The sequence below is a fragment of the Lacrimispora sphenoides genome (assembly GCF_900105215.1).
GTDB classification, from domain to species: Bacteria; Bacillota; Clostridia; order Lachnospirales; family Lachnospiraceae; genus Lacrimispora; species Lacrimispora sphenoides_A.
In genome coordinates this window covers 957,404-972,477 of the sequence record NZ_FOIP01000002.1, presented here as the reverse complement: position 1 = coordinate 972,477, position 15,074 = coordinate 957,404, and the positions used below count along the sequence as shown (strand labels likewise).

The following is a 15,074-nucleotide window of genomic DNA, read 5'->3' as shown; positions in this document are numbered from 1 at the left end:
ATGATAAAATTATTGATTGCAGATGATGAGCCATTGGTTCAGATCGGATTAAAATCCATGATAAACTGGGCGGATTACGGCATTGAGATCTGCGGCACTGCTATGAACGGGCAGGATGCCCTTGAAATGATCGCAGAATATTCACCGGAAATTGTCATTACCGACATCCGCATGCCAATTATGAACGGGCTTACCCTGGCAAAGACCTGCCGGGAAACCTACGGAAAGATCCCCCTGTTTATTTTTCTAACAAGCTACGAAGAATTCCAGCTCATCAAGGAGGCTATGACCTATGAGGCCGTAGACTACTTAATCAAGCTGGAATTAAATGCAAAGGCCCTGGAGGAAGCCGTAAAAAAGACCCTCTCCCGTCTGGAAACCATTCAGGTCTCCATGGGATATAAGGATTCAGGACGTCCCTTATTACAGAGCTATTATGAAAAATTTTTTATGCGGCTCCTGCATAACCTTTTTGACAGTGAGGAACAATTTGAGCTTCAGACCAGAGATTTAAGGCTGGACTTTACGGAAACCTGTTATTTTACCGCTCTTTGCCAGATCCAGGAAGAAACCAGCAGGGAAATGGATTATGGAAAACTCATGAACCTTTATAACAGCGCTTTGCAAATGGCAAAGGAAATTATCAGCAGGCATCTTCCCGCCTATGTGGTAAGTCTTGATATGAAGCACTTTGCAGTGGTATTTCACCTCTCCGATTTGGCAGTTTATAGAACAGAAGCTGTTTTTGATGCATTTCGCAATGTGGCAGATATGATCCGGAATTATTTTAACGTTTCGGTTCTCACGGGAATCGGAACTCCGGTCAGCCAGCCCTTAAAAATCAGCGAATCCTACCAGGAAGCCCGCCAGGCATTTGGACGGGCCGGTACCGCACAACCCATCGTGATGTTCACCGGCAATGATACAGCCTCGATCCGCAATGCTTTTAACATCTCCGTATTTAAAAGCGAGATAACCAAGGCCTTTAATGAGTTTGATACGGATGTTTTATACCGTACTCTGACCGAAATCATCCAGCTGTTTGAAACACATCCCCTTCGGTTTTCCCAGGCCGCAGACGGAGCCTGCAACATTCTTTACTTAGCGCTTTCCCTTCTTCCCGACGGAGAAGAAAATATGTCAGAGATCTTTTCTTCCTACAGTGACGGGTACCGCTCCATATATCGTTTTACCAATGTGGAACAGATCGCCGAGTGGATGACGATTTTCCGGGACGGCCTTTGTGAAGTGCTGAAATCCAAACGAAAAACCTACAAAGCTCATGTTATAACCAATGTACAAAAGTACATCATTAACCATGTATCAGAAAAACTCACCTTAAACGAAGTGGCCGGAGTATTCGGCTTAAGTCCCAATTATTTAAGCATCCTGTTTAAGAAAAACTGCGGGACCGGCTTTTCAGAATTCATTGCCCAGGCTAAGATCAACCGGGCCAAGGCCCTCCTTATGGAGCAGGATATGAAAATCTATGAGGCCGCTGATCAGCTTGGCTTTGAGAGCGCCTTTTATTTCAGTAAAGTTTTTAAAAAAGTCACCGGGCTTTCTCCCCGTGAATTTATACAGCAAAATACCGTCAACCCTGACGAAAACAAATAAGGAGTGTACATGCCATGATTACAGAACTTGCAAATGCGTTAAAGAAACCTTTGTCCTGCTTTTCTCCCTTTCCCCAGGCCTCTGACCGGGATACCTGGAATTCTCTGCCTGAGGATCTGACAAGCCGCCTCATTAAAAACGGAGAAGCATTTTTAAACTTTGATTATCCTTCACTGACTGCTGTAGATTACATGGAGTTTACCAGAAACGGAAACAGAAGCCGTTTTCAGGATAAGCTGTTCTTAAGAAGGACCGCTCTTGATGCCCTTGTTCTGGCTGAATGCGCAGAATATAAGGGACGATTTCTTGATGATATCATCAACGGACTTTCTTTGATCTGCGAAGATAACGCATGGCAGCTTCCTGCCCATAACTCCTACATCCGCGACACACCACCCTCTATCCTTCCTGATGTTACCCGCCCTGTCATTGATCTGTTTGCAGCGGAAACCGCCTCCGTACTGGCCGTGGCAGAGTATCTTTTAAGGCAGGAGCTGGATTCCGTCACTCCCTTCCTCTCAAAGATGATCAATAAAAACCTTGAGGAGAGGATTTTCACTCCTTACCTTAATGAACACTTCTGGTGGATGGGTGACGGGGCCAGCCACATGAATAACTGGACAGTCTGGTGTACCCAGAACGTACTTCTCTCCGCCTTCACAAGAGAAATGCCAAAAGCCCAAAAAGAGGATATATTTAAAAAGGCATGCAAAAGTATTGATTATTTTCTGGTTGAATATGGAGAAGACGGCTGCTGCGATGAAGGCGCCCAATACTACCGTCACGCAGGATTATGCCTGTTTAACTGCCTTGAAGTTTTAAATGGAATTTCAGATAATGCCTTTATTCCTGCGTACGAAATCGAAAAAATCAGGAACATTGCCTCCTACATACTGACCGCTCACATTCATGATGTTTATTACGTGAATTTCGCCGACTGCTCTCCCATTGCCGGACGATGCGGAGCCAGGGAATACCTCTTTGGCAAGCGGACGAAAAATGAGGAGCTTATGTCTTTTGCCGCAGAGGATTACCAAAGCAGTGAAGATCCCTTAACGGTTGAGGAACATAACCTGTTTTACCGTTTACAGACTGTATTTACCCATAAGGAAATGACTTCCTTTGCCAAATCTCCAATTGCCCACCGGGATTTCTGGTATGAAAGCGTTGGGCTTTTCATCGCCAGAGATGAGCATCTTTATCTGGCCGTAAAAGCCGGGGATAATGACGACAGCCATAATCACAACGACACAGGGAGCTTTACCATTTACAAGGATGGGAAACCCATGTTTATAGACGTTGGGGTAGAGACCTATACGAAAAAAACCTTTTCAAAAGACCGGTATGACATCTGGACCATGCAGTCCCGGTATCACAATCTGCCTACCTTTTTTGACGGCGGGACCCAGATCATGCAAAGGGCTGGATCTGATTACCGGGCAAAAAACGTGACCCATCAATTAGGAACCTCTGTCTGCCATATTTCCATGGATTTAGAAGCTGCCTACCCGGATCAACGTATTAAATCCTACACCCGAAACGCTGTACTGGAAAAGGGAAAAGAAATCACTATATCCGATCATTATGAAGGAGATCTCCCATGTCCCGTTCTGTCCCTTATGTTCTATGAAGAACCCACTGTATGTGAAAATACCGTACAGATCGGCGATTTGGGCAGCCTTCTTATCGATGGTGCATCAAATATACAAAAAGAAGTGATCCCAATTACGGATGAACGTTTGAAAACTTCATGGAAGCATGATGTTTACCGGTTACTGGTTACTATGGATCATAAGGATCTGACCTTAAAGATCCGCTGATTGCAGGATCGGCTGCTAAATTATGGTTTCATAAGATATATTGTCTATTGAGTTGTAGCATATTTTTTTCTTTATAATATAATGTAGTATACCATGATGGTATAACGAAACATTCCTAATTATTAAGCAAAATGGAGGTCACATCATGAATGATCTTGATATGAGAATATGTGAATGCGATTGTGATGAATGTGAGGACTGCACATGTAATTTAACATGTGAACGGTCAAGAAAGCACTTAAAACCAAACAGGACAATTTTAAAATGCGGTAGCCAAGGTGGCGTAACCCTGCCAGTAGCAACTGTAGCAGGCGCAGCATTTACTTTGGCTACGGTAAACGTAGATACAAAAGGATTAAAGAACCCTTGCATTAAATTTGAATTTGCAAGTAATATCGTAACAACAGCTGCTGTTTTAACTCTGAATTTCCAGGTATTCAAACAGTGTAGAGGCATACTGACTCCTATTCCGGTAGGACCTATCTGGACTTTCTCACGGCTTGTTGCTGTTACTGAAAGTGACTCCTTCTCCTTCTTCGTTTGTGACTGTGATATGTGCGACGATGACTGCTGCACTTACAGCGTTGTTGCTACGGTTGCTGGCGTTGCTACGGTTGGTGTTACTTCAATTCACAATGCAATCCTTGCTGCGATCATCGTAGATAACGACTGCTTTTAATTTCGGGTTCAAATGGTGGGTACAAGGGCTGTATGTCCAATAGCTGCATAAAATAACTTTCTATCATAGATAGAGTATTTGGCCAAACCCGGCTGAATGCTCTATCTATGAGCATTCAAATAAGGAGCTGGGCCCATTATGTATAACCGCTTATTCAGTATGTCATGCCGTCCTAATTTTTCATATCGCAGTACAGCCAATAGGAATCCGCAGCCTCCCCAGCCAATCCAACCCCAAAAACCTAACCAAAGCCAGTATATACAAAATAATCAGATGAGTTCTTGTGATTTACCCCCCGCAGACCAGGTTTTAATAAAGAGTTCCGCTAAGGGAGGAATCATTTTACCTGAACATACAGAAAAAAACGCTACATATAACGTAGCTTCACTTAATATAAATACCAGCAGCTACAGGAATTTTGTAATTCATTTAAATTTTTCCTGCAATATACTTACCTCCAGCGCCCGCATGCATCTAAGGTTTCAGTTGTTTAAGCAAGAAAGTAATCAGGCGGCTCCGACTCCTGTCAGTTCCAGCCTGGTTTACAGCAGAAATGAGAATAGCAGGGAAACAAATACTTTTTCTTTCATGGCCTATGATCTTGACTCCATGGGGTGCAGATGCTGCAATTACAGCGTATATGTGGAAATTATGGGCTTTGATACCATTGGCACCATTATGATTACAAATCCAGTTCTTATAGCATCTATCATTGAAAATAATAGTGGAATTGTATAGAGGGGAATTTCATGACAAATCAAACAAATATAAGATTTACAGACTCTACTATAACTATTGAAGAAAATACGATTAGATGGGAAAATCATATGATCAAAACCGCAAATATTTCTCATATATGGCTGGGAAACTGCTGCTCGGATAAAACATTTCCATTCCATTTTGTTCTCATCTTATTACTCATAGCTTTGTCTGGTACCAGCCCTGCAAGCATCATCGGTATACTGCTGGCTCTGATCCTTTACCCCGCCGCCTGGTTTTACTGGAATAAGAAGCAGGAAAGTTCCTTAGGTATCAATTTTGAAATCAGCTCCGGTAAAATTTACTCTTTTGTTTGCAATAACGAGGAATTTACCCGTCAGGCCTACGACCTGATCATCGATCTTATTTCAAAAAGGTATACGAACTCAAGCCTTCAAATCAGCTTTCTTGGGGATGGAAAGATCATAGATAATTCCGACAAAGAAAAGGAATCTTCTTCCGGTACGCAAACGATGAACCTTATGGCAGGCGGTATGAACGAACCAGTTATCAAGGAACTGCAAAAGTTATCTATGCACTATACTAAAAATAGTGAAATTAATAATGAAATTTTGAATTTGATTGAAAAAACAATCCAATCATTAAATATGAATGATAAAACTGAGGCAAAAAAATTCTTCAGCAGTTTTATTACTATGGGACTTATTAACGATTGCAATGAATTGGGGCTAAATGCTCTGATTGATGAAATAAAAGCTAATATCTATTGATCGGTATCTATTATGAAAGTTCTCTTGACCTTATACCATAAGAATAAAACGGCTTGTTCGTTTATGATAGACGCTCCTTTTTGATAAGTTTTGTGCTTATCGAAAAGGAGTATTTTATATTGTGATAAATTCTATAAGCCTATGGGGCAAGCCTTGGCTTTGACGCTCACGCTATCTATAAATCCAGTAATCTACCTACAATCATCCGTAATATTTCCTTTCTAATTCGCAGTGATTTTGCCGCTATTATTAAGTTCAACCATTTCCTAACAAACTTGTCATTTAATACATATCATAAGGTATAAAGGAGAACGAAAGTCCTTTATATTCTGATTTTTATCTTGTATAAAACGCTTATAAGCAGAAAATCACAATATTACACCTTAACAGGAGGGAGCTATAATGAATAATTGCAGAAATTGGGATGATAGACGCTGCTGTGATGAATGCTGTTGCCCAGGCCCCCGAGGCTGTCCAGGACCAACTGGCCCTAGAGGCCCTCAGGGACCAACCGGACCAACTGGACCTAGAGGGCCTCAGGGACCGACCGGACCAACTGGACCTAGAGGGCCTCAGGGACCGACCGGACCAACTGGACCTAGGGGCTTCACGGGACCGACCGGGCCACAGGGACCGACTGGGCCTCAGGGACCGACTGGGCCTAGAGGCATCCAGGGACCGACTGGACCGACTGGACCGCAAGGACCTCAAGGGCCGCAGGGACCTGCCGGACCACAGGGACCAATAGGACCTCAGGGACCTCAGGGAATACAAGGACCAACTGGACCGACCGGCGCTACCGGACCGACTGGACCTAGAGGGCTTCAGGGACCAACTGGACCGACCGGCGCTACTGGCGCTCAGGGACCAACTGGACCAACCGGACCTACCGGTGCTACTGGCGCTACTGGTGCCCAGGGACCAACTGGACCGACCGGCGCTACTGGTGCTCAGGGACCAACTGGACCGACCGGTGCTACTGGTGCTCAGGGACCAACTGGACCGACCGGCGCTACTGGCGCTCAGGGACCAACTGGACCGACTGGACCGACTGGCGCTACCGGCGCTCAGGGACCGACTGGACCGACTGGACCTAGAGGGCTTCAGGGACCAACTGGACCGACCGGCGCTACCGGCGCTCAGGGACCGACTGGACCGACCGGACCGACCGGCGCTACTGGCGCTCAGGGGCCAACTGGACCGACTGGCGCTACCGGTGCTCAGGGACCAACTGGGCCAACTGGACCGACTGGACCTAGAGGGCTTCAGGGACCAACCGGACCGACCGGTGCTACCGGCGCTCAGGGACCAACTGGACCGACTGGCGCTACCGGTGCTACCGGTGCTCAGGGGCCAACTGGACCGACTGGCGCTACCGGTGCTACTGGCGCTCAGGGGCCAACTGGACCAACTGGGCCAACTGGACCGACTGGACCTAGAGGGCTTCAGGGGCCAACTGGACCAACCGGTGCTACTGGCGCTCAGGGACCAACTGGACCGACCGGTGCTACTGGCGCTCAGGGACCAACTGGCGCTACCGGTGCTCAGGGACCACAAGGACCTCAAGGACTTCAGGGACCACAAGGACCGGAAGGACCCGAAGGACCCGAAGGACCACAGGGACCACAGGGACCTCAAGGAATCCAAGGACTTCAGGGGCCACAAGGACCAGAAGGACCCGAAGGACCGGAAGGACCGGAAGGACCACAGGGACCACAGGGACCTCAAGGAATCCAAGGACTTCAGGGGCCACAAGGACCAGAAGGACCGGAAGGGCCTGAAGGGCCGCAGGGACCGCAAGGACCTCAGGGACTGCAAGGACCACAAGGACTTGAAGGACCCGAAGGACCGGAAGGACCGGAAGGACCTCAGGGGCCGCAGGGACCGCAAGGACCTCAGGGACTGCAAGGACCTCAGGGACCTCAAGGACTACAGGGGCCAACTGGACCGACCGGACCTACTGGACCAACTGGTGCTAATGGTGCTACCGGTGCTACCGGCGCTACTGGTGCTACTGGCGTTCAAGGCCCAACCGGACCTACTGGACCTGCAGGACCATTTACGCAATTACGTGGATTTGACCTGCAGCTCACTGGAGGTACCTCAGTAGCAAATGGAAACCGTGTAATATTCAATACCATTTTAAACAATCAGAGCCTTAATATTTCTTATAACACAACAACAGGCGTTGCAACGCTTAATGCAGAGCAAAATTACTATGTATCATGGTGGGTAGCTACAAATGGCGCAGGCCCAGCTACTTTTGTGGAATTTTCTTTAGAGATCAATGGAAGCAGCGGTATAGCATCATGCTCGCCAATCGTAACAGGCCAGTTAAGTGGAATCACCCTGATTACTGTAGGCGCTATCCCATCCACCATTGCACTCGTTAACACAACAGGGCAGACCGTTTCTTACGGTGCGACCCCAGTTCAGGCACACATGACTATTTTCCAGGTTTCCCAATAATTACTGATGCAAAGTATTTTTAAAGATCTATGATTTTAAAAAATGCGTCGGGAGTATATGCTTCCGACGCATTTTTACATAAACAGCAGTATATTTCCTGTTGCTCTACATAAGCGGTGCAAACAGTCTGAGCGCCCGCCCTGCCAAAACTTCATACCAGGGATAATTCCTGCAATCTTCCATGGTGATTCTACGGCATTGGGCCAGAGTGTTATGAAAATCTCTCTGTATATCCCGAATAACTTCATTCCGATACAGGTAGACTGCACATTCAAAATGAAGGTAAAGGCTTCTGAAATCCATATTAATAGTTCCGACTACTGCCTTGATGTCATCGCTTGCGTATACCTTTGCATGGACAAAGCCTGGCATATACTCGTAAATCTGGACCCCGGCCCTTAACAGTTCTCTATAGTGAGACCTTGCAAGCAGGAACGCGTATTTCTTATCCGGTATCCCCGGCATAACGATAACGACCTCCACGCCCCGCTTGGCGGCAAACGTAAGAGCCTGGATCATTTCATAATCAAGAATCAGATATGGCGTCATAATGTGGACATAATGTCTGGCAGAGTTTATGATGTCCAAATAAACTTGTTCCCCAACCGATTCCTGATCCAAAGGGCTGTCCCCGTAAGGAATCACAAATCCATCCATGCTAAGCTCCAAGGGATAAAAATATTCCGGATCTCTTAAATATTTCCCATAGTCCTCAGGCTCCTTTTCAGAAATGTTCCACATCTGCAGAAACATCATGGTAAAGCTGGTAACGGCATCCCCCTTCAGCATGATTCCTGTATCCTTCCAATGGCCGAAACGCACACGCCGGTTAATATATTCGTCTGCCAGGTTTACTCCTCCGGTAAAAGCGGTAAGACCGTCCACCACAAGGATTTTTCTATGGTCCCGGTTGTTCTGGTAAGTGGTGAATGCAGGCTTAATGGGAGAAAACATCTTTGCATTAATTCCCCTTGCCTGTAATTCCTTTGGATAGCTAAATGGAAGCAGGGTCAGGGAACACATGCCATCATACATGAACCGGACTTCCACCCCCTCTTTTGCCTTTCTCTCCAGAATTTCCAATATAGCTTCCCACATTTCTCCGCGTTCTACAATAAAAAATTCCATAAAAATAAACCGCTTTGCACCCTCCAGCTCCTTCTTCATCTCTTCAAACATGGTTTCACCCAGCGGAAAATACTGCACATTCGTATTTTTATATGCCGGGTAATGGCCTGAATGTTTGATATAGTAAGCCAGATTGGCATTTCGCCTGCTGATTCTGGACAAATCCTCCATGACCCTTGGGCTCTGGGTCAGATAGGTTTCCGTATCTTCCATGTTGACCCGCAGCCGTTTATTTGCCAGTTTTCCCACAATCTGTAGCTCAACAAACAGATAAAAGAATGTTCCAAACACAGGAACAGCCGCGATTGGGATCATCCAGGCCAGCTTAAAGCTGGGATTTTCCTCTTTGTTCAGAATATAAATGATAACAAATGCACCCAGCAGAGCAGAACCACCATAGAAATATGCGAGGTAACGGCTTAAAAAGCGGTATGCCGCAAAAAGAATAGCCACTTGTATGATAAGAGAAATGACCGCAAACGTAGTCCGGCCAAAAATAATCCTCAGCATTCTCCTGATCAGTTTCATCTTGTGCACCTCCTATGCTGCCAATTCAACAATCACATCTTTTTAATTATACAGCCTGCATCTTTATCTTGCAACATCCGGAAGGCTCTGTATCCTTTTCAAAGACGTCAAAAACAACGGGAAAACCGCTGATACCGCAGTCTTCCCGCTCCTCATACTTTTCTTTTACTGTTCCAGCGCCTGTCTGATATCTTCCATAATATCCTCTGCATTTTCGATACCAACACTCAGCCGGATCATGGACGGATCAACTCCTGCTTCAACAAGCTGTTCATCCGTCAGCTGTCTGTGGGTATGACTTGCCGGATGTAAAACGGAAGTACGCGCATCTGCCACATGAGTCACGATAGCCGCCAGTTTCAGTCCATCCATAAACTTAACCGCAGCTTCCCTTCCTCCCTTTAAGCCAAAAGAGATTACGCCGCAAGTGCCATCAGGCATATATTTTTTTGCCAGTTCATGATATTCGTCTCCCTCAAGACCCGGATATTTGATCCAAGCCACATCTTCCCTTGAGCTTAAATACTGCGCCACTTTTAACGCATTTTCGCAATGACGGGGAACCCGAAGATGCAGGGTTTCCAGACCAAGGTTTAAAAGGAAGGAGTTCATTGGGGAGGGAATCGCACCAAGATCTCGCATCAGCTGAGTAGTCGCTTTTGTAATATAGGCCTTTTTTCCAAACTTTTGGGTATATACAATGCCATGGTAGGATTCGTCGGGTGAGGTAAGCCCCGGATACCGCTCAGCATGAGCCTCCCAGTCAAAGTTTCCGCTGTCAACGATACAGCCGCCTACGCTGGTGGCATGTCCATCCATGTATTTTGTTGTAGAATGTGTTACGATATCTGCGCCCCATTCAAAAGGACGGCAGTTGATCGGAGTTGCAAACGTATTATCCACAATCAGAGGAACACCGTTCTTATGTGCAAGCCTCGCAAACTTCTCAATATCAAAAACCACAAGAGACGGATTGCCGATGGTTTCACCAAATACTGCCTTTGTATTTGGCTTAAATGCCTTTAAAAGCTCTTCTTCTGAAAGGCCCGGATCCACCAGAGTGGATTCAATGCCCATCTTTTTTAAAGTTACGGTAAACAGGTTGGTGGAGCCGCCGTAGATTGTAGCAGAGCTGATTACATGATCTCCCTCCTGGCAGATGTTAAGCAGCGCATAAAAATTGGCAGCCTGTCCGGAAGAAGTCAGCATAGCAGCCTCCCCGCCTTCCAGCTCGCAGATTTTAGATGCCACCGCATCATTGGTAGGATTTGCCAGTCTGGTATAAAAATACCCCTCATCCTCCAAATCAAACAGCCTTCCCATCTTATCGCTGTCATCATACTTAAATGTAGTGCTCTGAAAAATCGGAAGCACCCTGGCATCGCCGCTTTTCGGCTGCCAGCCGCCCTGTATGCAAACCGTCTCTCTGGAACGAATGTTCTGACTCATCTTATATCCTCCTGTGAACCGTAGTCATTTGCTTCTCCTAGTTTAGCATAAATAGTTCTGGAAATAAAGTCCAAATTGCCTTCTTGAATTCCCTGATTATTTACAGTATAATAAGCGGTATCATATCACGGATTAAAGGAGACCGAAATGGAAAAATCAAAGGTTTACTATACGAGCTTTCATGCCACCTTTCAGGAAAACCTTCCTCAGAAATTTAAGAGACTTATAAAAACTGCCGGAATGCTGGAGCAGATTGACTTTCAGAATAAATATACAGCCATAAAGATTCACTTTGGCGAGCTTGGAAACCTGTCATTTCTACGCCCCAATTATGCAAAAGCAGTGGTGGATCTTGTAAAATCCCAGGGCGGAAAACCATTTTTAACGGATTGCAACACGTTGTATGTGGGAAGCCGGAAAAATGCTCTGGACCATTTGGATACCGCTTATGAAAATGGCTTTTCCCCTTTCTCAACCGGATGCCATGTTTTAATTGCCGACGGCTTAAAAGGAACGGACGAAAGCCTGGTTCCCATTAATGGGGAATACATAAAGGAAGCAAAAATCGGACGGGCTGTAATGGATGCCGATATCTTTATTTCTCTTACCCATTTTAAGGGCCATGAAAGCACCGGCTTTGGCGGAGCTTTGAAAAACATTGGAATGGGCTGCGGCTCACGGGCAGGTAAAATGGAGATGCATAACTCCGGAAAGCCACATGTAAGCGAAGAAACCTGTATCGGATGTCATGCCTGTGAAAAGAACTGCGCCCACAGCGCCATCTCTTTCCAGGATAAAAAGGCTTTTATTGACCATAACAGGTGCGTAGGCTGCGGCCGCTGCATCGGAGTCTGTCCTGTGGATGCCGTTGAGACTGACTTTGATGAGTCCAATGACATCCTGAACTACAAAATTGCAGAATACACCCAGGCAGTTCTCGGAGACCGGCCAAATTTCCACATCAGCCTGGTTATGGATGTATCTCCTTACTGCGACTGCCATTCAGAAAACGATATCCCCATTATACCTAATGTAGGTATGTTTGCTTCCTTTAACCCGGTAGCTCTTGATATGGCCTGCGCAGATGCCGTAAACCGCCAGCCTGTTATGGCAGGAAGCATACTGGAAAAGCACGGCAGCCATCACCATGACCATTTTAAAGACACTCATCCCAACACAAACTGGAAATCCTCCATTGAACATGCGGTGAAAATCGGTCTGGGCAGCGCGGAATACGAATTAATTTCGCTGTAATACAGCATTGTTTAAGATATACCCTTTTATGTGAGACATAAAGAGGGGAGGCGCAAAAGTATTGCGCTCTCCCCTCTTTTTCCTACTCAATTCAAATCTCTGATCCTGTTCGTCCAGTGATGGGTTTTGCTCTCTCCAAGTGGGACCTTGTCCCTTCCGATCTGCCAAACGGAAAGCGCTGAATCCTTCATCTTCTTTTCAGGAACACCTTTTGCAATAATAAGCTCCGGCCATACAAACGTGGTTTCCACAGCCTTTCCGTCAAAACATATCCTGGAATAAGGAGTAAAATTTTCCCCGTAAACCAGAACATTGGAATCATTGTACACCACATGGTCAACAACGATATCATCAATTCCCATTTTAAGGTTTGTGGACTGGTAAGGACTCTCTCCGCCGTAAACTTCTCGGCTTCCATAAAGAATATCATATTCCAGAGTTTTCATATCCCTTAAATAACTTTCTTCTTCTGTTTCAGGATTACTGAAATATTTCTGATGAAACCTCATCATAGTTCCCTCATGAATGTTAAGCATATCCAATACATGAGCTGCAAGCTGATAAGCCTCCACATTCTTTTTCTCCACAGGAAGATTCATGTTGTTCCATATCACATATTCGGTTTGAAACAGGGAACGGTTCTTCATCTCATCCTCTGACCACTCAAATCCAGGTAAATGGTCCCCGTACATGACCAAAACAATAGGTTCCTTCCTGGTACGCAGGGTGTTGACAAGAGAACGGATAAACTGATCCATCTCTCCGATCTGCTGGCAGTAATACTCAAAGTTTGGATATTTCCCATGTCCCTGAACAGAAATGGTATAGATAAAATCAGGGCCTGCCGTAGAATCCAGTGTCCTGATGATCTCACCGGTGAGAATCTTGTCCTTGCACCAGCCCGTTGGATTTCTTTCTACGTTATTCATATATTCAATGGGGGTAAAGGTATCAAAGCCAAGCTGGGAAAACACCCGGTTCCTGTCATAAAAAGTTGCCTCGTTGTTATGGATCGCATGGGCACTGTAACCTAAGTTTTTTAGATCAAAGGCCACGCTTTCGCAAGGAGTTTTCTTTAGCACGGTTTTATAGGGATACTCTCCTGGGCCGAAAAAATCCAGATTCATGCCTGTAATCGTTTCAAACTCCGTATTTGCGGTACCTGCACCCACAGAGGGTACACTTAAATAGCCTCCCGGATAGCTCTGTTGAAGGTGGTGGAAAAACGGGATGGGATCATAATTTACCGGATTGTTTTTCCATAAAGAAGGATCAAAAAAGGATTCCAGCTGAATCATGATCACATTCGGCTTTGTATCCTCAGACAGAGCATACGTGTTCTCCGGAACCAGTTCCTCATCCCGGATCTCTTCCATTGTCTCGGTCCCATATCCCTCCGGCTTGGAAATACCGGTGTTAAACATGGAATTGGAAAAGCAGTATGGAAAACCATAGCTTTTAAATGCCTCTCCGATATTGCCGAAATGAACTGCCACCAGTCCCGTATTCATAGCGGCGCTTGTCAGTCCCAGCACAACCACTCCACTTATGACAATAAGCCCTGTTCCAAGGCCGTACCGGACTTTTTCCTTAGAAACAGGCGCTTTGCGCCAAACTGCGGCTATAAATATAACTGCTGATACAATGCCAGCCCCAATAAAGATAATCTGCATCCAGGTAAAATAAACCGTGGCCAGGCTGACCGCATACTTTATCAGACGAAAATCTGCCGCAGTAAAGGGGGTAGTCCGAAAGATAAGCAGGATGCCGTTAACCACTCCCATAAAACACCATATCAACGATATGGTAATGCAGGTAAATGCCTTCCGCTTCGTCACAAATACAACGGTAAAGGGAAGGGCGATGATCAGTGTATTCAATAGAAAAACCGGAAAACTTCTCCATATATAAAAACCAAGGCTTGGCAGCGATTTTCTGCTGACCAGTTCAATAAAGACATTGATAATGGCAGCAAGTGCAAAAAGCCTTCCAAACCATTTGACATATAGTTTCATGATATACCTCATTGCAGCTTATTTCTTTTCAGAGTCGGATTTAGTCTACCACATTTTACGGAAAATTTACATACTTTTTTTAATTGAAAATAATAAAATAAAGGCCGGCTTTTTAAGCCGGCCTTTTAAGTAACTATTCCTGTTCTTCTGTAGGTTCAAATGCGTCTTCACTAACCGTATTAATTCCGGCAGTTGGATTTACTTCCTCTGCAGGCGCTTCCGGTTCCACTTCCTCCACAATATCTTCTTCTGTATCAGTCTTCTGGGCTGCTTCCTTTACAGGAGCTCCACACTTTCCACAGTAATAGGAACTTTTTGGAACTTTAGCTCCACACTCCGCACAGATACGGGTTCCCTCGCTTTGGCTCAGTTCGATCTCCAGAGCGGCAATTCTTTCCCGGCTGGCCCTAACAGCTTCGTAAGCCTTTGCATAAGCTTCATCCGGCTCTTTGTTCGCTTCGTAAAATTGTTTACCGATGACCGCATAAGCTTCTTCCAGCTTTGTTTTCTCTACACTGATCTGCGTCTTTAGCTGTATCGTCTCAGTCAGCGCTTTTGCCTTGGTTGCAACCTCTTTGCCGGTATCACTAAGTGTCTTTCCCAGCTCTTCAAAAAATGCCATCCG

At 45.6% G+C, this 15,074-nt stretch carries 11 protein-coding genes; 7 read left to right on the top strand and 4 right to left on the bottom strand.

Annotated elements, in window-relative coordinates; all coding sequences use genetic code 11:
• From BMW45_RS21280 to BMW45_RS21255, 6 genes are all read left to right on the top strand, one after another.
• Positions 1–1,617, top strand: a complete 1,617-nt coding sequence (locus tag BMW45_RS21280; RefSeq protein WP_092248695.1) for a response regulator transcription factor — start codon at positions 1–3, stop codon at positions 1,615–1,617.
• Between the two features lie 14 nt (positions 1,618–1,631).
• Positions 1,632–3,437 carry a heparinase II/III domain-containing protein gene (locus tag BMW45_RS21275; protein WP_092248692.1) on the top strand — a complete coding sequence of 602 codons (1,806 nt, stop codon included), beginning with the start codon at positions 1,632–1,634 and terminating at the stop codon, positions 3,435–3,437.
• A gap of 145 nt (positions 3,438–3,582) precedes the next feature.
• Positions 3,583–4,116, top strand: a complete 534-nt coding sequence (locus BMW45_RS21270) for a DUF4489 domain-containing protein (protein ID WP_092248689.1) — start codon at positions 3,583–3,585, stop codon at positions 4,114–4,116.
• 138 nt (positions 4,117–4,254) lie between these two features.
• A complete protein-coding gene (locus BMW45_RS21265) occupies positions 4,255–4,854 on the top strand; it encodes a DUF4489 domain-containing protein (protein ID WP_330390844.1) in 600 nt (199 codons plus the stop codon).
• Positions 4,855–4,865: 11 nt separating this feature from the next.
• Entirely contained in the window at positions 4,866–5,606 is a 741-nt protein-coding gene (locus tag BMW45_RS21260; protein ID WP_092248686.1) for a hypothetical protein, read from the top strand.
• Positions 5,607–6,008: 402 nt separating this feature from the next.
• Positions 6,009–8,075 (top strand): collagen-like domain-containing protein, encoded by a 2,067-nt coding sequence (locus BMW45_RS21255; protein ID WP_092248683.1) that lies wholly within the window; start codon positions 6,009–6,011, stop codon positions 8,073–8,075.
• Between the two features lie 105 nt (positions 8,076–8,180).
• On the opposite strand, the gene cls is transcribed toward BMW45_RS21255, so the two are convergent.
• The gene (gene cls / locus BMW45_RS21250; protein ID WP_092248680.1) at positions 8,181–9,731 is read right to left on the bottom strand and encodes a cardiolipin synthase; all 1,551 of its coding nucleotides are present in this window, start codon (positions 9,729–9,731) and stop codon (positions 8,181–8,183) included.
• A gap of 165 nt (positions 9,732–9,896) precedes the next feature.
• A complete protein-coding gene (locus BMW45_RS21245; protein ID WP_025232654.1) occupies positions 9,897–11,180 on the bottom strand; it encodes an O-acetylhomoserine aminocarboxypropyltransferase/cysteine synthase family protein in 1,284 nt (427 codons plus the stop codon).
• A 147-nt stretch (positions 11,181–11,327) separates the two neighbouring features.
• Here BMW45_RS21245 and BMW45_RS21240 point away from each other — a divergent pair, with 147 nt between their 5' ends.
• Positions 11,328–12,434, top strand: a complete 1,107-nt coding sequence (locus BMW45_RS21240) for a DUF362 domain-containing protein (protein WP_092248677.1) — start codon at positions 11,328–11,330, stop codon at positions 12,432–12,434.
• Between the two features lie 86 nt (positions 12,435–12,520).
• Here BMW45_RS21240 and BMW45_RS21235 read toward each other — a convergent pair whose 3' ends face one another.
• Complete coding sequence (locus BMW45_RS21235; protein ID WP_092248674.1) at positions 12,521–14,449, bottom strand: LTA synthase family protein; 1,929 nt, start codon at positions 14,447–14,449, stop codon at positions 12,521–12,523.
• Between the two features lie 133 nt (positions 14,450–14,582).
• Positions 14,583–15,071: a zinc ribbon domain-containing protein gene (locus tag BMW45_RS21230; RefSeq protein ID WP_025232651.1), complete on the bottom strand. Its 489-nt coding sequence runs from the start codon at positions 15,069–15,071 to the stop codon at positions 14,583–14,585.
• Positions 15,072–15,074: the final 3 nt, after the last annotated feature.

Coding starts and splice junctions, on each gene's coding strand:
- BMW45_RS21280 (WP_092248695.1), top strand. CDS start 1: ATGATAAAATTATTGATTGCAGATGATGAGCCATTGGTTCAGATCGGA.
- BMW45_RS21275 (WP_092248692.1), top strand. CDS start 1,632: ATGATTACAGAACTTGCAAATGCGTTAAAGAAACCTTTGTCCTGCTTT.
- BMW45_RS21270 (WP_092248689.1), top strand. CDS start 3,583: ATGAATGATCTTGATATGAGAATATGTGAATGCGATTGTGATGAATGT.
- BMW45_RS21265 (WP_330390844.1), top strand. CDS start 4,255: ATGTATAACCGCTTATTCAGTATGTCATGCCGTCCTAATTTTTCATAT.
- BMW45_RS21260 (WP_092248686.1), top strand. CDS start 4,866: ATGACAAATCAAACAAATATAAGATTTACAGACTCTACTATAACTATT.
- BMW45_RS21255 (WP_092248683.1), top strand. CDS start 6,009: ATGAATAATTGCAGAAATTGGGATGATAGACGCTGCTGTGATGAATGC.
- cls (WP_092248680.1), bottom strand. CDS start 9,731: ATGAAACTGATCAGGAGAATGCTGAGGATTATTTTTGGCCGGACTACG.
- BMW45_RS21245 (WP_025232654.1), bottom strand. CDS start 11,180: ATGAGTCAGAACATTCGTTCCAGAGAGACGGTTTGCATACAGGGCGGC.
- BMW45_RS21240 (WP_092248677.1), top strand. CDS start 11,328: ATGGAAAAATCAAAGGTTTACTATACGAGCTTTCATGCCACCTTTCAG.
- BMW45_RS21235 (WP_092248674.1), bottom strand. CDS start 14,449: ATGAAACTATATGTCAAATGGTTTGGAAGGCTTTTTGCACTTGCTGCC.
- BMW45_RS21230 (WP_025232651.1), bottom strand. CDS start 15,071: ATGGCATTTTTTGAAGAGCTGGGAAAGACACTTAGTGATACCGGCAAA.